This window comes from Amorphus sp. MBR-141 (genome assembly GCF_053628695.1).
Map to the genome: position 1 here is coordinate 1 of NZ_JBRJGW010000023.1, position 19,278 is coordinate 19,278.

The 19,278-nt window shown below is 68.8% G+C and carries 18 protein-coding genes and 1 pseudogene; 12 read left to right on the top strand and 7 right to left on the bottom strand.

The window, feature by feature from the left end; genetic code table 11:
- Positions 1–122: 122 nt before the first annotated feature.
- Positions 123–1,002 (bottom strand): annotated as a pseudogene (locus tag ACSSVZ_RS23135) (IS481 family transposase); the annotation flags it as partial.
- Between the two features lie 718 nt (positions 1,003–1,720).
- Entirely contained in the window at positions 1,721–2,821 is a 1,101-nt protein-coding gene (gene ychF, locus ACSSVZ_RS23140; RefSeq protein ID WP_453973172.1) for a redox-regulated ATPase YchF, read from the bottom strand.
- Between the two features lie 263 nt (positions 2,822–3,084).
- Here ychF and ACSSVZ_RS23145 point away from each other — a divergent pair, with 263 nt between their 5' ends.
- A complete protein-coding gene (locus ACSSVZ_RS23145) occupies positions 3,085–3,879 on the top strand; it encodes a PRC-barrel domain-containing protein (RefSeq protein WP_453973173.1) in 795 nt (264 codons plus the stop codon).
- Between the two features lie 226 nt (positions 3,880–4,105).
- Here the strand turns inward: ACSSVZ_RS23145 and pth are convergent, their stop codons facing one another.
- The 5 genes from pth to ACSSVZ_RS23170 all read right to left on the bottom strand — a co-directional run bounded on the left by pth (position 4,106) and on the right by ACSSVZ_RS23170 (position 9,757).
- Positions 4,106–4,849, bottom strand: a complete 744-nt coding sequence (gene pth / locus ACSSVZ_RS23150) for an aminoacyl-tRNA hydrolase (RefSeq protein ID WP_453973174.1) — start codon at positions 4,847–4,849, stop codon at positions 4,106–4,108.
- Positions 4,850–5,028: 179 nt separating this feature from the next.
- On the bottom strand, positions 5,029–5,721 hold the full coding sequence (locus ACSSVZ_RS23155; protein WP_453973175.1) for a 50S ribosomal protein L25/general stress protein Ctc: 693 nt from the start codon (positions 5,719–5,721) through the stop codon (positions 5,029–5,031).
- A 181-nt stretch (positions 5,722–5,902) separates the two neighbouring features.
- Positions 5,903–7,441 carry a sensor histidine kinase gene (locus ACSSVZ_RS23160; protein WP_453973176.1) on the bottom strand — a complete coding sequence of 513 codons (1,539 nt, stop codon included), beginning with the start codon at positions 7,439–7,441 and terminating at the stop codon, positions 5,903–5,905.
- A gap of 91 nt (positions 7,442–7,532) precedes the next feature.
- Positions 7,533–8,963: a dihydrolipoyl dehydrogenase family protein gene (locus tag ACSSVZ_RS23165; protein WP_453973177.1), complete on the bottom strand. Its 1,431-nt coding sequence runs from the start codon at positions 8,961–8,963 to the stop codon at positions 7,533–7,535.
- Positions 8,960–9,757 (bottom strand): TVP38/TMEM64 family protein, encoded by a 798-nt coding sequence (locus tag ACSSVZ_RS23170; protein WP_453973178.1) that lies wholly within the window; start codon positions 9,755–9,757, stop codon positions 8,960–8,962. The genes ACSSVZ_RS23165 and ACSSVZ_RS23170 overlap by 4 nt, the downstream gene beginning before the upstream one ends.
- Positions 9,758–10,257: 500 nt before the next feature.
- Between ACSSVZ_RS23170 and rpmH the strand changes: the two genes are divergently transcribed.
- The 11 genes from rpmH to ACSSVZ_RS23225 all read left to right on the top strand — a co-directional run bounded on the left by rpmH (position 10,258) and on the right by ACSSVZ_RS23225 (position 19,209).
- Positions 10,258–10,392 (top strand): 50S ribosomal protein L34, encoded by a 135-nt coding sequence (gene rpmH, locus ACSSVZ_RS23175; protein WP_453973179.1) that lies wholly within the window; start codon positions 10,258–10,260, stop codon positions 10,390–10,392.
- 44 nt (positions 10,393–10,436) lie between these two features.
- On the top strand, positions 10,437–10,802 hold the full coding sequence (rnpA, locus tag ACSSVZ_RS23180) for a ribonuclease P protein component (RefSeq protein ID WP_453973180.1): 366 nt from the start codon (positions 10,437–10,439) through the stop codon (positions 10,800–10,802).
- A 12-nt stretch (positions 10,803–10,814) separates the two neighbouring features.
- Complete coding sequence (yidC, locus tag ACSSVZ_RS23185) at positions 10,815–12,677, top strand: membrane protein insertase YidC (protein ID WP_453973181.1); 1,863 nt, start codon at positions 10,815–10,817, stop codon at positions 12,675–12,677.
- Between the two features lie 34 nt (positions 12,678–12,711).
- Positions 12,712–13,332 carry a ribosome biogenesis GTP-binding protein YihA/YsxC gene (gene yihA, locus ACSSVZ_RS23190; RefSeq protein WP_453973245.1) on the top strand — a complete coding sequence of 207 codons (621 nt, stop codon included), beginning with the start codon at positions 12,712–12,714 and terminating at the stop codon, positions 13,330–13,332.
- Positions 13,333–13,422: 90 nt separating this feature from the next.
- Positions 13,423–14,322 (top strand): acetylglutamate kinase, encoded by a 900-nt coding sequence (gene argB, locus ACSSVZ_RS23195; RefSeq protein ID WP_453973246.1) that lies wholly within the window; start codon positions 13,423–13,425, stop codon positions 14,320–14,322.
- A 91-nt stretch (positions 14,323–14,413) separates the two neighbouring features.
- Positions 14,414–15,166, top strand: coding sequence for a pyrimidine 5'-nucleotidase (locus ACSSVZ_RS23200; protein WP_453973182.1), 753 nt, complete (start codon positions 14,414–14,416; stop codon positions 15,164–15,166).
- 208 nt (positions 15,167–15,374) lie between these two features.
- Positions 15,375–16,229 carry a 2,3,4,5-tetrahydropyridine-2,6-dicarboxylate N-succinyltransferase gene (gene dapD, locus ACSSVZ_RS23205; RefSeq protein ID WP_453973183.1) on the top strand — a complete coding sequence of 285 codons (855 nt, stop codon included), beginning with the start codon at positions 15,375–15,377 and terminating at the stop codon, positions 16,227–16,229.
- 30 nt (positions 16,230–16,259) lie between these two features.
- Positions 16,260–16,748: a DUF805 domain-containing protein gene (locus ACSSVZ_RS23210; protein WP_453973185.1), complete on the top strand. Its 489-nt coding sequence runs from the start codon at positions 16,260–16,262 to the stop codon at positions 16,746–16,748.
- Between the two features lie 266 nt (positions 16,749–17,014).
- Positions 17,015–17,401 carry a DUF805 domain-containing protein gene (locus ACSSVZ_RS23215; protein ID WP_453973186.1) on the top strand — a complete coding sequence of 129 codons (387 nt, stop codon included), beginning with the start codon at positions 17,015–17,017 and terminating at the stop codon, positions 17,399–17,401.
- A 9-nt stretch (positions 17,402–17,410) separates the two neighbouring features.
- Complete coding sequence (gene dapE / locus ACSSVZ_RS23220; RefSeq protein WP_453973187.1) at positions 17,411–18,619, top strand: succinyl-diaminopimelate desuccinylase; 1,209 nt, start codon at positions 17,411–17,413, stop codon at positions 18,617–18,619.
- On the top strand, positions 18,619–19,209 hold the full coding sequence (locus ACSSVZ_RS23225; protein ID WP_453973188.1) for a hypothetical protein: 591 nt from the start codon (positions 18,619–18,621) through the stop codon (positions 19,207–19,209). Before dapE ends, ACSSVZ_RS23225 begins: the two co-directional genes overlap by 1 nt.
- Positions 19,210–19,278: the final 69 nt, after the last annotated feature.

The window sequence follows — 19,278 nt, forward strand, 5'->3', positions numbered from 1 at the left end:
TGCGGCGGTCCACCGAGACCGACCGCGGAGAGAACCATGAACCCGGCGTGGGCGCAAAGCCCGATCAACCAGCTTGACCAATGCGATTAGAGAACTTCAGGGGGGCAGACCAGTCGGTGTCAATTGTAGAGATGTGTCCAGATCGGCAAAGCCTCGGTGCGCTCGTCTGAGGTGCGATAGGTCCTGCCGTAGGCCCATTCGCGCAGAGCGGTCTGGATGAAGCGTTCGGCCTTGCCGTTGGTCCGCGGAGTGCAAGGCTTGGTGTGGCTGTGCCTGAGGCCAAAGTCCCCCGTAGGGTTTGTCGAACGCCCTGGATGAGTAGCAGGCGCCGTTGTCGGTCATGACGCGACGGACCTTGACGCCGAGACCGGTGTACCAGGCGACGCTCGCCTTCAGATGGGCCATTGCGCTGACGGCTCTTTCGTCCGGATGGACCTCAGTGAAGCTCAGCCGGGAATGATCGTCGATGCAATGTGGATGTACTCCCAGCCATAGCCCGGCTTTCCGCGACTACGCGGCGTGGACTGACCGGTGCGATCCCCAGCCACCGGGTGGCCGGGGCGCTCGAAGCGCCCGAGCTTCTTGATGTCGAGATGGATCATATCGCCGGGGCGGGCATGCCCATAGCGTTGCACGGGCTGGCGCGGCTCGATATCCGCCGCCTTCGATAGCCGCACGGGCCCGTAGCACTCGGCTGACGGTCGCGCGGGAGAGGCCATGATGCCGGTCGATGTGCTTGCCGGTGAAGCGCTGTCGCCGGAGGCGGACGATTGTGGCCTTCACCTCAGGTGCCGTGGCCGCCCGCAAACGCCTGGGCCGCGACGAGCGGTCCTTGAGGCCGGCAAGGCCTTCCGCCCGGTAGCGCGCCAGCCATTTGCGCGCCGTGCGCGGGCAAACGCCTGCGTCACGTGCGGCGGCCTCAGGCGTTTGCCCACTAAGCATTGCCTGCACCATCCGCTCTCGACCGTACGGCGTCAGACGGGCATTGTGATGGATGTTTATTCGGGCCTTTATCCGAGCGCGGTTGAAGCGTTGCAACTCCAATCTCCTCGGTCAGGCCCGAATGGACAACCTATCGAAACTCCACAGCTAGAGCCTTTTCTGGTCAGGTGGAATCACCTGACCGATAAGAAATGGCTCCAGAATCAATATCTTGAGCAATTCCTCCTCGTTCAGATCGCTTCGATCTGAACGGGAAATGCTCTGGTGGGAAGGTCTGCCCCGGCGATCGTCGCGTCGCGCACGAAGGGGGTCTCGCTCTGTTCCTGGAGCAGTTGGCGAAGTTCGGGATTGGAGTTACTCATCGGCGCGGCGGGTAGGCAGCACCGTCGGGATTTAACAACGAGATCCGAACTCAAAATCCGACTGACTCGTTTGCTGCGTCTCAGCCATTTAACATACGGCGGTCGGCGTGTTGCGGTTGTCGGATGTCCGCTTTCGAGCGGCTCTGAGGTCTTAGGGTACGGCCGGCATGGGCGCTTTTCCGACGCGATCTCTAGCGGCTGCACATCTTACGCGAAGCCGCATTATGCCGATGCAGGGTGTCCAGAGCCGATTGTAGTCCGATCCGTTATTGGAATGGTTTGGTTCCAGCCGTCGAAGCTGTCCCTATTGTGTCCCTATTTTGCGAAAGCGCCCTGGCTGCTGGGTGTGCGCCCTCCTAATTATCTGAAAGTTATAATAATTTTTCATAGAGGAGTGAGGTTGCAATGGGAATTCTTCAGGTCGCGAACTTGAAGAGGATGACGTCACCGTCGGCAACGACATATTCCTTCCCTTCGTCGCGGGCCCGGCCCGCTTCCTTGGCGCCCTGCTCGCCGCCGTGGGCGATGAAGTCGTCGTAGGCGATGGTCTGGGCGCGGATGAAGCCGCGCTCGAAGTCGGAGTGGATGACGCCCGCCGCCTGCGGCGCCTTGGTGCCCGCCGGGATCGTCCAGGCGCGGGTCTCCTTGGGGCCGGCGGTGAAGTAGGTGATCAGGCCGAGCAGGCCGTAGCCGGTGCGGATCAGCCGGTCGAGGCCGGGCTCCTCCAGCCCGAGCGTCTCCAGGTACTCGATCTCCTCGTCGTCGGTGAGCTGGGCGATCTCGGCCTCGATGGCTGCCGAGATGACGACGCTGGCGGCGCCTTCCGCGGCGGCCTTGGCGGCGACGCGCTCGGACTGGGCGTTGCCGGTGGCCGCCGACGCCTCGTCGACGTTGCAGACGTAGAGCACCGGCTTGGCGGTGAGCAGGTTGAGGCCGTCGATGTCGGCGGCCATCTCCGGGCTCTGCGCCACCAGCACCCGCACCGGCCGGCCTTCGCGCAAAAGCTCCAGCGCGGCGTCCATGATCGGCACGATGTGCTTGGCATCCCGGTCGCCGCCGGTCGCCTTCTTGCGGAGCGGCGTGACGCGCCGCTCCAGGCTGTCGAGGTCGGCCAGCATCAGCTCGGTCTCGACGGTGTCGGCATCGGCGATCGGGTCGATCTTGCCCTCGACGTGGGTGACGTCGTCGTCCTCGAAGCAGCGCAGCACGTGGGCGATGGCGTCGACTTCGCGGATGTTCGCCAGGAACTGGTTGCCCAGGCCCTCGCCCTTGGAGGCGCCGCGCACCAGCCCGGCGATATCGACGAAAGTCAGCCGGGTGGGCACGATCTGCGCGGACCGCGCGGCGTCACGAATCTTCTGCAGCCGCGGGTCGGGCACGGCCACGTCGCCGGTGTTCGGCTCGATGGTGCAGAACGGGTAGTTCGCCGCCTGGGCGGCGGCCGTGCGCGTGAGCGCGTTGAAGAGCGTCGATTTGCCGACGTTCGGCAGGCCGACGATGCCGCATTTGAAACCCATTGCAGTCCTCGGGGTCGTGGGGCGTGACGGCCGGGCCGTCTGCGCCCGGATGAGCAAGGCCGGGTGATAGGACACTTTCGCCGGGAACCACAATCCGAAATCCGGCCCAGGCGCCGGGGCCCCGCCCGCGGCGCCGGGCCTGAAACCGCATCCCCGGCCGATAGACTTCGGCCGAGCCACCCCGGCCGGCATTCGCACGGCGCACCGAGTGCGACTTTCCACGCCCAAATGTGCCCAAAAGCGGACCATTCCAAGAATTTACGGTGGCCCAGTCTTTCGTGGGGAACCTGACGGCGTCTCCGGTGTTATCCAGTACGAAATCGATTGAACTGAGTAATAAACAGGAGGACAATATGCGTAAGAGCTTGCTCACCGCAGTTTCTGCGGCCGCTTTGATTTCGGCTGGCATGGTTTCGCCGACGTTTGCCCAGTCGAATTCTGATACGTCTCAGCCGACGCAGTCCGAAACCCAGGCGACTCCGGCGCCGAGTGACGGAACCTCGGGTTCCGGCGGCACGATGCCGTCCGACTCGACGGAGCCGTCGGCCGGTACGTCGATGGATTCCGCCGCCCCGGCCGATGCCCCGGCGGAGAAGATGGACTCCACGGCGCCCGCCGACTCCGCCAATGCACCGGCGGTCACCGGCGACGGCGATGAGATGGAGGTCGCCCAGCCCGAAGGCACCTACATGGCCAGCGAGCTGACCGGCGAGCCCGTGCAGAATGGTGACGGCGAAGACCTCGCCAACATCGACGACTTCGTCATCGACGAGGGTGGCCAGATCAGCCACGTGGTCGTCTCGTTCGGCGGTTTCCTGGGCCTCGGCGACAAGCAGGTCATGCTGCCCTGGGACCAGATCCAGCTCAGCACGGATCCGGACGATCCGGACGATCATGTCGCGATGCTCTCCATGACCAAGGAAGAGATCGAGGCGCTTCCGGAGTTCAAGACCCAGGAAGACGTGCGTGACGAAAGCGATGCCGCTGCGCCGGCCGCAACCGGGACCGGCACCGGCATGGGCACCACGGGTACCGGCACCGGTACCGCCACCCAGTAAAGCCGATCGTGCGGACGCCTTCGGGCGCCCGCAACGAGCAAGACGAGGGCCGTGCGCAAGCGCGGCCCTTTTCTTGTGGGCGGGACCGGCCGGTCGTAGGCGGCGGCGGTTGGAGGCTTCTTTCCGTCCAGATCGCGCGCGATCCGACCGAAGAGGGCTTGCTCAGGGGGCTGGTTCAGCAGCCATGGCGTGTCGACCAGGTGGTCCCGCCTGACCGGAAAACGCTCTAGGAGCGCTTGATCAGCTTGCCGAGGGCGGCGAACGGACCCTGCGGCTTGCCGCCGTCGGGGCTCGGGGCCGGCGCGTCGCGCGCCGGGGCAGGGGCGGCGTCGGGCGCGGCATCGGCGGCGGGCCTGGCCGGCTTCTTGCCCACGGCCTTCTTGCCGGGCTTCGTCTCGGGCTCGCCGGCGGTTGCCAGGTGCACCTTGTTGGCGAAGCTCGAATCCTTGCCGGCGACCAGCAGCGGCACGTTGTCGGCGATCGCGTCGAGCAGCGGCTCCAGCCAGGCGTCGTCCGCCTTGGCGAAGTCGTGCAGCACGTAGGGGGCGACGCGGTCGCGGTGGCCCGGATGGCTGATGCCGATGCGCAGCCGGCGGTAGCTTTCGCCGATGTGGGCGTTGATCGAGCGCAGGCCGTTGTGGCCGCCGTGACCGCCGCCCGTCTTCATCCGGAACTTGCCCGGCGGCAGGTCGAGATCGTCGTAGATGACCAGCACGTCGGCGGGCGTGAGCTTGTAGAAGCGCATCGCCTCGCCCACCGCCTGGCCGGATTCGTTCATGTAGGTCTGGGGCTTCAGCAGCTGCGCCTTGTCGTCGGCGAACGTCGCATCGGCGGTCTCGGCGTTGCCGCGCAGGCGCCAGGGCGCGAAACGATGCCGGTCGTGGATGCGGTCGACGGCCATGAAGCCGACGTTGTGGCGGTTGCCGGCATAGCGGGGGCCGGGATTGCCGAGACCGACCAGAAGCAGCATCGGGTGTCGCCTCCATCGAGGGCCGCCTGATACGGCGCTGCGGCGCAACGAGGCCGCGGGAGTTCAGGGCGTCGGATGCAGAACCGCGCCGAACGGTGGGCTTCGGCGCGGTCGATTGCGTGGGGTCGGCGCGGGGCCGGGCAGCGGAACGGCGGTGACAGCCCGCCGGACGGGACCGATCAGCTCTTGCTGTCGTCCTCGTCGCCTTCCGAACCCTCGTCCTCGGCTTCGGTCTCCTCGGCGTCGGTGTCTTCCACCTCGGCTTCGGTCTCCTCGACCTCTCCGGCCTCCTCCGCTGCCGTCAGCACGGCCGGGGAGGCGATCGTCGCGACGGTGAAATCGCGATCGGTGATCGTCGGGGTCACGTCCTTCGGCAGCTTGACCGCCGAAATGTGGATCGAGTCGCCGATGACCAGTCCCTTGAGATCGAAGGTGATCGATTCCGGGATCTCGTCGGCCGGGCACTCGAGCTCGACCGTGTGGCGGACGATGTTCAGCACGCCGCCGCGCTTCAGGCCAGGGGAGGCCTCTTCGTTGATGAAGTGCACCGGCACTTCGACCGCGACGCGGCTGTTGCGGCCAACGCGCAGGAAGTCGACGTGGACGAGGAAGTCGCGCACCGGCTCCAGCTGGTAGTCGCGCGGCAGGACCCGGATCGACTTGCCGCCGACCTTGATCGTGAAGACGTGCGTCAGGAAGCCGCCGTCGTGGAGCTTCCGGAACACTTCCTTGTAGGGGAGGGCGATCGGCAGCGGCTGCTGCTTGTCGCCGTAGATAACGGCAGGAATCAGATTTTCGCGGCGCAGCGCACGAGCGGCCCCCTTGCCCACCCGATCGCGCACCGTGGCTTCGAGCACGTACTCTTGAGCCATCGGTATCTCCTTCATGGCATGAAACGAAACAAGGCCGCCAAAACAGCGGCCTGTCTCCGGTCTCCCGCCTCCAGGGGTGCGGGCAGGGCGCCTATATACGGGGATACCCGGCCAGTTTCAACCGCAATTGGTGCAGGTTTCGCAGCTTCTGCGCCGACGAGACCTTGCCCGTCAAGACGATCTACCGCCCGGCGGCCCGCCGGATCGCCGCCAGGTCGACCGGCCGGTCGGGCAGCGTGATCTCGAAGACGGTCCCGGGCGAGGCCTCCGCAAGGCGGATGGTGCCGCCGTGAGCGCGCACGAGTTCCGCCGCGATCGCCAGCCCCAGCCCGGTGCCGCCCTTGCGCGTCGAGGCCTGGAACGGCTGGAACAGGTGCTCGCGCACCCGCGCGGGAATGCCCGGGCCGGTGTCCGCCACGCGGATCGTCACGACCGATCCCTCCCGGTAGGCCGAGATTTCCAGCCGCTTGACCAGCGGCCCCTTGGCATCGCTCTCCATCACCTGGACGGCGTTGCGCGCCAGGTTGACGAGCACCCGGAACAGCTGGTCCGGGTCGGCGTCGATCTCCAGCGACGGCTCCACCAGGTTGTCGAAGACGATCTCGCGATGCTGGGCGAGGCCGAGAACCTCGCCGACGTCGTCGGCGAGGTGCCTCAGATGCAGGAGACGGCGCGCCGGCGGCGCCTCCCGGGCGCGGCCGTAGGACATCACCGACCGGGTGTAGTCGACGGCCCGGTCGAGGGCACCGATGATCTTCGGCACGATCCGCTGCACCGTCGGGTCCGGGCTGGTCGCCAGCCGGTCGGAGAACAGCTGCGCCGAGGCGAGCAGATTGCGCAGGTCGTGGTTGATCTTGGAGACCGCCAGGCCGAGATCGGCCAGCCGCCGCTTCTGGTGGATCGTCTCCGACAGCTGGTGCTGCATGGTGGCGAGCTGGCGCTCGGCGTCGCCGATCTCGTCGGCCCGGTCCGAGGGCACGATGATGCGGCTCGCATCCTCCGGGTTCTCGGCGAAGTAGCCGATGGCCAGCGACAGCCGCTGCATCGGGCGGACCAGCAGCCAGCGCAGGCTCATGTAGACGAGCACCGCCGAGATGATGGAGATGACCAGCGACAGAAGCATGATGTTGCGCGAGTAGGCGAGCATGGCGGCGCGCAGGCGGGTGTCGCTGATGACGATCTCCACCCGCTCGTCGCTGCCCGGCGCCTCGCCGGTCACGCGGATGGTCTGCGGCTGGCGTTCCAGGAGCACCGCGAACGCCTCCATGATCGCCCGCATGGCGTTCATCTCGGACAGGTCGACGTGGACGTCGACGGTCTCCGGCGGCATGTCGACGGCCAGAAGCCGGCGGCGGTCCCCGGCGATGAGCGCGATGGCGATGGTGTCGGTGGAGCTCAGCAGCCGGGCCTGCAGCGCCTTCGGCACTTCGGTACCCTCCGCCAGCACCACCGCCGCGACGCTCGCCGTCGCATGGGCGTCGCGCAGCCACGTGAGCCGGAAGTTGGCGATCGACGGCACGTAGATGAGGATTTCGCTGATCATCACGAAGACGATGGTGAGAAACAGCAGCTTGCCGCTGAGGCCGGCGCGCCACGGCCGCGGCGGTTCGGGGCGTGCGTCGCCGGCGCCGGCATCGCCGTCGGGCTGGCCGGCCGGGGGGATCGTGGTGTCGCGGCCGTCGGGCATCAGCGGCCCCGGGTGCAGCAGGCGGGCGGGCACCCGCCGTCGACGGCCCTCCGCCCGGGCGATCGGGCGAAGGACGCAACGGCGGCAGGAACGTGGGCAGGCAGCCGGGCCCGCATGGCAGGTGTCATCCCAAACGACGCAACCATCCGAGGATGCGCCGCAGCCAGGGATTGGTCAAACTCCCGGCATAATAGGACACCGCGGCCGCCTTGTTGATCTCTCCGAACGTCGGATACGGCGGCACGTAGCTGGCGAGCGTGCCGAGGGACACCTTCGCCGCCATCGCCAGCGCCCAGGTGCCGACGAGCTCCCCCGCGCCGGCGCCGACGATGCCGACGCCGAGGATCTTCCCCCGCCGTCCCGTGACGATCTTGATGCGCCCCTCGGTGCGGCGCTCGGCCCGGGCGCGGTCGTTGCCCGAAAACGGCGCGGTCAGCACCTTCACGGCGTCGCCGTAGCGCGCCCGCGCCTCGGCCTCGCCGAGGCCGATCTGGCCGATTTCGGGATCGGAGTAGGTCACCTTGGGAATGCGGGAGCGGTCCTCCTTCACCGGCAGCCGGAAGACGATCGACCGCACCGCGAGGCTGCCGTGGTAGCCGGCCACGTGGGTGAACTGCAGCCCGCCGGCGCAGTCGCCGATGGCATAGACGCGCCGGTTGGTGGTGCGCAGGCCGCGGTCGACGGTGATGCCTTTCGCGGTGAAGGCGATGCCGGCCTTGTCGAGGTCGAGCCCGTCGACCGTCGGCGTGCGGCCGGTGGCGACGAGGAGGTGGCTGCCGGCGATGCGGCCGCGGCCGTGCGGGCCGGTGATGTCCAGGACCGGGCTGCCGTCTTCGCTTGAAACCCGTTCGGTGGTGGCGTTCTCGTGCAGGACGACGCCGTCGGCGACGAGGGCGTCGCGGACCACGGCCACCAGCTCCGGATCGTCGTGGGGCAGGATGGTGCCGCGTTCCACCAGCGTCACCGCGGCGCCGAGGCGGCGGTAGGCCTGGGCCAGCTCGACGCCGATCGGCCCGCCGCCGATGACGATCAGGTGGCGGGGAAGGGCGGTCAGCTCGAACACCGTCTCGTTGGTGAGGAACGGAACGCCGTCGAGCCCTTCGATCGGCGGGATGGCGGGCGTGGATCCCGTCGCCAGCACGACGCGGCGGGCGCGGATGGTGGTGTCGCCGGCGACCAGCGTGCGGGCGTCGACGAAGCGGGCGCTCGACTGGAGGACGGTGACGCCCAGGCCCTCGAAGCGCTCGACGGAATCGTGCGGGGCGATGGTCCCGATCACCTCGTGGATGTGCCGGTGCACGCCGGCGAAGTCGACCTCGGGGGCGGTCGCGGCGATGCCGAAGGCGGGGCCGCGGCGGCCGGCGTGGCGGACGGCTGCGGCGGCGATCAGCGCCTTGGAGGGCACGCAGCCGGTGTTGAGGCAGTCGCCGCCCATGCGGCCCTTCTCCACCAGCACCACCGGGGCGCCGAACTGGGCGGCGGCGGCGGCCACCGTCAGGCCGGCCGAGCCGGCGCCGATCACGCAGATGTCGGGCGTCAGCACCTGCGCGCTCACCGGCCGCGGTCCCGTCTGGCGCGCCAGTGGCGCAGCAGCGGCGGCACCAGCGCCACCAGGCCGAGGGCTGCGAGCGCCCCCAGGAACGTCGGCGTCAGCAGCGCGCGCGGATCGATGGTGCAGGTGCCGGCGGCGACGCAGCCGGGGTGGGCGGCTTCCTGGGCGGCGATCAGGCTGTCGAGGCCGGCGCCCAGGAAGGCATAGGCGAACGTGCCGGGCAGGATGCCGAGAAACGTCGCGCCCACATAGGCGCCGAGCGGCACCTGGAACAGCGCCGGGGCGAGGTTGACCAGCCAGAACGGGAACACCGGCACCAGCCGCAGGAACAGCAGGTAATTCCACGCGTCGTCGCGAAAGCCCTTGGACAGGCGCTCGACGAACGGCCCGGCCCGGGCCCGGAGCGCGGACCCGAGCGAGGACCGCGCCGCCAGGAAGACGATGGTGGCGCCGATCGTGGCGGCCAGCGTCGTGACCGTGCCGGCGAGGGCGACGCCGAACAGGAAGCCGCCGGCGATGGTGAGCAGGCTCGCCCCGGGGAAGGAGAGCGCCACCAGCACGACGTAGAGGCCGGCATAGAGCAACAGCGCCAGCACCAGGTCGTCGGCGACGAAGGCGGAGAGCTCGCCGCGGCGCTGGATCAGGTTGGAGAGCGTGAAGGCGTCGAACCAGCCCGACAGCCACGCCACGATCATCAGCGCGAAGAGCGCGGCGAGCGGCAGCCAGGCGAGCGGCGAGGGCCCGCGGCGCTCGGCCGGCGGCGCCGCCGCTTCGGCTCGTTTGTCTTCAATCGCCATGGGGGCGCCGTCCATTGCCCGAAGATCCGACATCACTGGTCCGTGCTCGCACACGCCGCGGACAACGCAACACCGCCTCCGACGTTCTACAGATGCCTGCGATCTGCGGCCGACGCACCCGCCTTCTCCGGTCTCTCACTCGAAGTTGACAGAAGCGGAGAAGTGCGTGCGCGCCGGCGCCCGGGCGGCGGGCGCGGCGCGCCGGCGCCGCGCTGCGAATTGGGTGGCGCAGCGGCCCGTCGACGTGCGAAGCTGCATCCCTCGGCTTGCGGCGCCCGCCCTGGCGGCGGACGATGCCGCAATCAATGCGCAGTCTGGCGGCGGCGCCACGTTGACTTGACCCGGCCGTGTTTTTATAAGCCGTGGCTCATCTCCTCGCCGAACGCTCGGGACTATGGGCGCCGTTTACCCAGGCGGGCGGGTGTTGATCCGTTTTTGCAGTCTATCCGATGGGCGTCGACGCGCCAGCCGCGGGCCCCTGAGAGCAGGTTTTTTGTCCGATGAAACGTACCTATCAGCCGAGCAATCTCGTCCGTAAGCGGCGCCATGGTTTCCGCGCCCGCATGGCCACCAAGGGCGGCCGCCTGGTCATCGCGCGCCGGCGGGCCCGCGGCCGGAAGAAGCTGTCCGCGTAGTCGACCGACCCGAGGGGCGCCCGGCGCCCTGATCCGGATCCGTGATGCAGCGACTTAAGAAACGTGCCGAATTCAAGGCCGTGGGGCGCGGTCAGCGCACCGAACGGTCCGGTTTCGTGCTGCAGGCGCTGTGCGAGGCGGCGGGAGACAATCCGCCGCGGTTCGGCTTCACCGTGACCAAGCGCACGGGCAACTCCGTCGAGCGCAATCGCATCAGAAGACGGCTGAAGGCGGCGGTCTCCGAGCGCCTTGCGGGGGCGCGCCCCGGGTGCTGCTACGTGCTCGTCGGACGGCGGTCCGCGCTCACGCGACCCTACCCGGAGCTCCTATCCGACCTTGAAGTCGCGTTCGAGCGGGTTCACAACGCCGTCGACCGTCGGCCCCGAAGCCGGCGCGCCCGAGACTCCTGAACCGGTGCGGTCATGGACAACAAGAACTTCATCATTGCGATCGCGCTGTCGCTCGCCGTTCTGATCGGCTGGCAGTACTTCTTCATCGAGCCGCGTCAGCAGGCCGAGCAGCAGTCTGTCGCCCAGCAGCAGGCCGACAACGCGGCGATGGCGCCGGGCGGCTCGGCCACCGGCACCTCGGTGCCGCAGCCCTCGGGTGCTCCCGGCACCGCCGGCGGCACGGCCGGAACCGCGCCGAACGCCGCGCCGGGCCAGCCGGGCGCCGCCGCCGCCGCCGACCGTCCCTCGGCGCTCGCCTCCACCCCCCGCGTTCCGATCAACACCGGGCGCGTCTCCGGCTCGATCAACCTCGCCGGCGGTCGCCTCGACGACCTGCGGCTGAAGGACTACCGCGAGACCGTCGACCCGAAGAGCCCGACCATCATCCTGTTCTCGCCCTCCGGCGCGCCCGACCCCTATTATGCCGAGTTCGGCTGGGTCGGCGGCGGCGACCAGGGCGCGGAGAAGGTCCAGGTGCCGAGTGCGGACACCGTCTGGACCGTCGACGGCGCCGGCGAACTGACCCAGGACACCCCGGTCACGCTGACCTGGACCAACGACGCGGGCGTCGTCTTCACCCGCACCTTCGCGGTCGACGAGAACTACATGTTCACGGTCACCCAGGGCGTCCGCAACGAGACCAAGGACGCGATCACGCTCTATCCGTACGGGCTGATCTCGCGCCACGGCACGCCGCCGGTCTCCGGCTTCTTCGTGCTGCACGAGGGCCCGATCGGCGTGTTCGGCACCGAGGGCCTGGAAGAGTACAAGTACAAGGACCTGGTCGAGGATGGCCCGATCTCGCCCGAGCGCACCGACAACGGCTGGCTCGGCTTCACCGACAAGTACTGGGCCTCGACGCTGATCCCGAGCCCGGGATCGTCGTTCCAGGCGCGGCTGTCGGCCACCGAGCGCGGCGGCAAGCCCATCTACCAGACCGACTTCCTGGAGGACGCCGTGGTGGTCCAGCCGGGCCAGACCGGCGAGGCGCGCAACCTGCTGTTTGCCGGCGCCAAGGAAGTCAACGTCATCAACGGCTACAAGTCGGCCCTCGGCATCGAGAAGTTCGACCTGCTGATCGACTGGGGCTGGTTCTACTTCCTGACCAAGCCGATGTTTTTCGCCATCGACTTCTTCTTCAAGCTGGTCGGCAACTTCGGCGTTGCCATCCTCATCGTGACCGTGCTCGTCAAGGCGATCTTCTTCCCGCTCGCCAACAAGGCGTACGTGTCGATGAGCAAGATGAAGAAGCTGCAGCCGGAAATGGTCAAGCTGCGCGAGCGCTACAAGGACGATCGCGTCAAGCAGCAGCAGGCGATGATGGAGATATACAAGAAGGAGAAGATCAATCCGGTCTCCGGCTGTATTCCCATCGTCATCCAGATTCCGGTGTTCTTCGCCCTCTACAAGGTCATTCTGGTGACCATCGAGATGCGGCACGCGCCGTTCTTCGGCTGGATCCAGGATCTGTCGGCGCCCGATCCGACGACGATCTTCAACCTGTTCGGGCTGATCCCCTGGGATCCGCCGCATCTGCTGATGATCGGCGTCTGGCCGCTGATCATGGGTGTCACCATGTGGCTGCAGATGAAGATGAACCCGACCCCGCCGGATCCCACCCAGGCGATGATCTTCAACTGGATGCCGGTGATCTTCACCTTCATGCTCGCCAGCTTCCCGGCCGGCCTGGTGATCTACTGGGCGTGGAACAACTCGCTGTCGGTGCTGCAGCAGTCGCTGATCATGCGCCGCCAGGGGGTGAAGATCGAACTCTGGGACAACGTCAGCGGCGTCGTGAAGCGCAAGAAACCGGAAAAGGACGCCGGCTCCTCGTGACCACGGGGCAGCCGGCGCCAGGCGGAAAGCGCAGATCGTGACCGGACCGTCAGACCATCTCTTCGCGCGTCCCTGGGAGTTTCTCCGGGGCGCGCGGTCCATGGACGACCTGCCGCAGACCGGCACCGTCGAGGTGGCGTTCGCCGGCCGCTCCAACGTCGGCAAGTCCAGCCTGATCAACGCGCTGCTCGCCCAGAAGGGGCTGGCCCGGACGTCGAACACCCCGGGCCGCACCCAGGAGCTGAACTTCTTCTTCGCCGAAGACGCGCCGATCACCATCGTCGACATGCCGGGATACGGCTACGCCTCGGCGCCGAAGAAGACCGTCGAGGCGTGGACCGAGCTGGTGTTCTCGTTCCTGCGCGGCCGTCAGAGCCTGCGCCGGGTCTATCTGCTCATCGACGCCCGTCACGGCCTGAAGGCGATCGACGAGGAGGTCATGACCTCCCTCGACAAGGCCGCGGTCTCCTACCTCATCGTCCTCACCAAGGCCGACAAGATCGCGCCCGGCGCGCTGCAGACGTTGCTCGCCGAGACGGCGGAGAAGATCCGCAAGCGGCCGGCGGCGCATCCGTCCATCATCGCCACCTCCTCGGTCACCAAGGACGGGATGGAGGAACTGCGCGCCGAGATGGCCACGCTCGCCCGCGAATAGGCGGCGCTCGCCACACCGGCGATTGAGCCGGTCCCCGGCGGAGGCTATAGAGGCCAACCGGACAACAGATCAGGGAATGCGGCCATGACGATGTCTGACGCGGAGATCGAGGAAGCCGACCTGTCGCGGGCGCGGATCATCGCCGAAGCGCTTCCCTTCATGCTGCGCTACGACGAGCGGACGATCGTCGTGAAGTACGGCGGCCACGCCATGGGCGATCCGGCGCTCGCCCGGGCGTTCGCCGAAGACATCACGCTGATGAAGCTGGCCGGCATCAACCCGGTGGTGGTGCACGGAGGCGGGCCGCAGATCGGCGCGATGCTCGAACGGCTCGGCATCCGCTCGGAATTCCGCGGCGGGCTCCGGGTCACCGACAGGGCCACCGTCGAGATCGTCGAGATGGTCCTGGCCGGGTCCATCAACAAGGAAATCGTGCGGGCCATCAACTCCGCCGGCGGCCGCGCCGTCGGGCTGTGCGGCAAGGACGGCCGCATGGTTACCGCCCAGCGCCTGACGCGGACCGTCATCGATCCGGACTCCAACATCGAGAAGATCGTCGACCTCGGCTTCGTGGGCGAACCCAAGGAGGTTCACCGCGAGGTGCTCGACATGCTCGCCCAGAGCGAGATCATTCCGGTCATCGCGCCGGTCGCCCCGGGCGACGACGGCGAGACCTACAACATCAACGCCGACACGTTTGCCGGCGCCATCGCCGGCGCGCTCAACGCCTCCCGGCTGCTGTTCCTCACCGACGTCGCCGGCGTCCTCGATCACAATGGCAGGCTCATCAAGGAGCTGACGGTCGCCGATGCGCGCCGGATGATCATCGAGGGGACGATCAGCGGCGGCATGATCCCCAAGGTCGAGACCTGCATCGAGGCGCTCGAGCGCGGTGTGAAGGGCGTGGTGATCCTCAACGGCAAGCTCCCGCACGCGGTGCTGCTCGAGCTGTTCACCGAACGCGGCGCCGGCACCCTGATGACGCCGTAGGCCGGAGCCCCTTCCGGTCGGGCGGAGTCCCGCGATCGATCGGAAGAGGCCCGGGCCCGGCACAGCCAACGAGCCAATAGGACGGTCAATCGTGCGTATCGAAGGTGAACCCGGCTCGGAAGGCCGCCCGGCCGTGCCGCTGGCGGACGCGTTCCATCACGTCGACACCTGGGTGTTCGATCTCGACAACACGCTCTATCCGGCGCATTCGAGCCTGTTTTCCCAGGTCAACGACCGCATCCGCGAGTACGTGCAGACACTCTTGGGTCTGGAGGCACAGGCCGCCCACGACCTGCAGAAGGACTACTACCAGCGCTACGGGACGACGCTGCGCGGGCTGATGATCGAGCACGCCATCTCGCCGGACGCCTTCCTGGAATACGTCCACGACATCGACCATTCGCCGCTGCAGGCCGACGCGCGCCTCGGCGAGGCGATCGCCGCGCTGCCCGGCCGCCGCTTCATCATGACCAACGGTTCGCGCCGCCACGCCGAGAAGGTGGCCGCCCGGCTCGGCATCACCGACCATTTCGAGGACATCTTCGACATCGTCGCCGCCGATCTGGTGCCCAAGCCGGAAGAGGCGACCTACGCGCGCTTCCTCAAGATGCACGGCCTGGAGCCGGCGGCCGCGGCGATGTTCGAGGACCTGTCGCGCAACCTGACGGTCCCCAGCCGCCTCGGCATGCGCACGGTGCTGGTGGTGCCGGAGGGCACGCGCGAGGTCTTCCGCGAAGACTGGGAGCTCGAGGGCCAGACGGCGCCGCACATCGATTTCGTCACGGACGACCTCAGCGGCTTCCTGGAGCGCCTGCTGCCGGCGGCTGCGGGCGGCGCCGGCTGATCGGCCGGAAACGCCTCGGGAGCACCCGGCTGGGCCGGTCCGTGCGGGCCGGTCGGTCCGACCCGGACCAGCAATGGCCCGGCCCCCGCACGACCGTTGACTCGCCCGCCCCGGTGGCTATCGTCCGCCGCGACTGTCCGACCGAGCTGCGGGGACCGCGCCCGCGCGCCCTTCGCAGCCACCGGACCCCGACCGATTGGAGATCTCGATGACGCTTGCCGCCACGCCCGAAACCCTCGCCTCGATCATCGATGAGGCCTTCGAGAACCGGGCCACCATCGGCACCGACACGGGCGGTTCCGTGCGCGAGGCGGTGGAGGCGGCGCTGGGGCTGCTCGACCGGGGCGAGGCGCGCGTCGCCGAGAAGCGCGGCGATGCCTGGGTCGTCAATCAGTGGCTGAAGAAGGCGGTGCTGCTGTCCTTCCGCCTCAACCCGATGGGGGCGATTCCCGGCGGGCCGGGCGGCGGCACGTGGTGGGACAAGGTGCCGTCCAAGTTCCAGGGCTGGGGCGCCATCGACTTCGAGCAGGCCGGCTTCCGCGCCGTGCCGGGCTGCATCGTCCGCCGCTCCGCCCACATCGCCCCCGGCGTCGTGCTGATGCCGTCGTTCGTCAACCTCGGCGCCTTCGTCGGCGCCGGCACGATGATCGACACCTGGGCCACCGTCGGCAGCTGCGCCCAGATCGGCGAGAACTGCCACATCTCCGGCGGCGTCGGCATCGGCGGCGTGCTCGAGCCGCTGCAGGCCGGGCCGGTGATCATCGAGGACAACTGCTTCGTCGGCGCCCGCTCGGAGGTCGCCGAGGGCGCCTTCGTCGGCGAGGGCGCCGTGCTGTCCATGGGCGTCTTCATCGGCGCCTCGACCAAGGTGGTCGACCGGGAGACCGGCGAGACCTTCGTCGGCCACGTGCCGCCCTATTCGGTGGTGGTGCCCGGCGCGCTGCCCGGCCGGCCGCTCGCCGACGGCCAGCCGGGTCCGTCGCTGGCCTGCGCGGTCATCGTCAAGCGCGTCGACGAGCGCACCCGCGCCAAGACATCGATCAACGATCTGCTGCGCGCCTAGAGCGGGCGGGATCCTGCGAGGACCGAGACGGTGGATCTGGAATATCTTCTGCTGTCGGGTTCGGGCCGGATCGGCCGCGGCCGCTTCCTGGTGGGGATCATCGCGCTCGCGGTCTACGCCGCCCTCTCGGTGATGGTGTTCCGCGTGCCGGAAGGGGCCTTCTGCGAGGTCGACGCCCAGGCGCTCATGGGGCGGATCTATTTCGCCGCGCTGGCGTTGATGGGGCTGGTCGGCGCGGTGATGCTGATGGCGCTCGGCGCCAAGCGCCTGGCCGACATGGGCTGGCCGGAATGGCTGGCGGCGCTGGTCGCGCTCGGCGTCCTCGCGGGCCTGCTGGCGTTGCGGCTGGAGGCGCTCGGGCCGTGCGGCGCGATGACCGCGCAGCGGCTGCCGATTGTCGCAGGCGCCGCGGGACTGCTTGTCCTGCTCCTCGTTGTCGGGCTTGTCTGGCCCGGCCGGCGGCCGAAACCGGCGGTACCGCAGGACGCCGACGACCCGACGCGCATGGTCGGTCTCTAGCGATGCCCCGCCGGGGCGGGCCCGGGGGCCGAAAGGATCTATCCAAGCCATTGCCGTTCTGACATTTTCGCGGCGTTCAGGCAGGGGCTCCGCCGGAGCCTGCTCCGATCGGGCGGGCCCCGGTCGATCGGAAGCGGTTCCGCTTCCACTCTCTCGAGCATTCCTGCGCGGGTCTTGCGATCCGCCGGGACACGCTCCCGGGGTGCCCATCGACCCGGGCGCCGGCATCGACTGGATCGCGCCCGTCCGGCGCAGAAGGCAAGGTGATGACCCAGACACAACGACCGGCGCGCAAGGTGCCCTCGGTGCTGTGGGTGGCGTTCGGCTTCGACGGCCGGATCTCCCGCGAGCCGTTCTGGCTCGGGTTCGTCTTCGTCACCCTGCTGGCCAGCGTTCTGCTGACGCCCTATCGTCCCGAAGGCGACGAGCCGGTGATGGTCGACATGGGCTTCGCGCTGATCCTGATCGTCGCGCTGTGGAGCGAGCTGGCGCTGGCGGTGAAGCGCCTGCACGACCGCGGCCTGTCCGGCTGGATCGCCCTCCTTCTCTTCGTCCCGGTCCTGAACCTGGTCCTCTTCCTGGTGATCGGCCTGTTCCCGGGCGACAGGGGACCGAACGCCTACGGACCCGCCCCGAACACCCGAAAGCCGTGAGCGACCGCCGTGAATGACGCCGCCTCTCCGACGAACCTGCCGGCCCCGGTCGATCCGGTCGTGCTTGCGCAGGAGCTGATCGCCTGCCCCAGCGTCACCCCCGCCGAGGGCGGCGCGCTGACGCTGCTGGAGGCCGTGCTGCGGCCGATCGGCTTCGCCACCCACCGCGTCCGCTTCAGCGCCGAGGGCACCCCGGACGTCGACAACCTGGTCGCCACCATCGGCTCCGGCGGACCGCATCTGATGCTCGCCGGCCACACCGACGTGGTGCCGCCCGGCGCCGGCGCGCTGTGGACGCGGCCGCCGTTTTCCGGCGACCTCGACGGCGGCTACGTCTACGGGCGCGGCGCCGTCGACATGAAGGGCGGCGTCGCCGCCTTCGTGGCGGCGCTGGCGCGTCTGAAGGCCCGGGGCTGGCCCGACGCCGGAACGGTGACGCTGCTGCTCACCGGCGACGAGGAGGGACCTTCCATCAACGGCACCGAGAAGCTGCTCGCCTGGTGCGCCGAGCGCGGCATGCGCTTCGACGCGGCGCTGGTGGGCGAGCCGACCAACGTCGCCGTGCTCGGCGACATGGCCAAGATCGGCCGGCGCGGCTCGCTGTCGGGCACGCTCCGGGTCGAGGGACGCCAGGGCCACGCGGCCTACCCCCACCGCGCCCTCAATCCGATGCCGGCGGTGACCGCCATCGCCGACGCCCTGCAGGGCACACCGCTGGACGCGGGCAGCGCGGCGTTCCAGCCGACCAGCCTGCAGGTGGTCGCCATCGACACCGGCAACCCCGCCTTCAACGTCATCCCGGCCGCCGCCGAGATCCGCTTCAACGTCCGCTTCTCCGACCGCTGGACCTCGGCCACCCTCAAGGAGGAGCTGCTGCGCCGCGTCGAGGCGGCCTGTCCGGAGGGGATCGTCACCGGCGTCGTCTGGGAAAAGGCGTCGGAATCCTTCCTCACCCGCGACGAGGGCCTCGCCCGCCGCCTCACCGACGCCGTGCGCGCCGTCACCGGGCGCGAGCCGGAGCTCTCCACCGCCGGCGGCACCTCGGATGCGCGCTACATCCAGGCCTATTGCCCGGTGATCGAGTTCGGCCTGGTCGGCGATACCATGCACCAGATCGACGAGCGCGTGCCGGTCGCCGACCTGGAGGCGCTCACCGAGATCTACCGCGCCTTCATCGCCGCCACGCTGGACGGTGCCGGGGAGCCGGCGGACGCGTGATGCCCAGTGCCGCGGAGATCCAGCGTTCGTTGCAGGGGGCGTGGGCGCTGCTCCTCAACCGCAAGGAGGGCATGCAGGCGTTCGACCTCTCCATCGACGGCTTCTACCGGTCGTTCGGCGCGGTGTTCCTGCTCGCCCCGCTCTACGCCGTCGCCGCGCTGGCCGAGGTCCGCCTGCTGCAGGTCGACGGCGCCCCGCTGGACGGGTTTCCCTACGTCTGGTTCTACCTGTGGAAGTTCGCCGGCCTCGGCGTCGACTGGGTGGCCCTGCCGATCGTGCTCGCCGTCCTCGCCCGGCCGCTGGGGCTCGCCGCCCGCTACGTCCCGTTCATCGTGGCGCGCAACTGGACGAGCCCGCTCGCCATGGCCGTCTCGATCCTGCCCTCGGTGCTCTACGCGGCCGGGCTGATCGGCCAGGAGCTGGCGGCGATCCTGTTCCTCGTCGTGGTGATGGGGGTGATCCGCTTCCAGTACCAGGTCGTCCGGATCGCCCTGCAGACCACCATCGCCATGTCGATCGCCGTGGTCGCCTTCGACCTGACGCTGAGCCTGTTCCTGGCCGAGCTGATGAGCCGCCTGGCGGGCTTCTGAGGGGCGGCGCGGCCGGACCCGTTGTCTTGAGCGATTGCTTGCCGTCCGGATCGCTTCGATCGGGCTGGG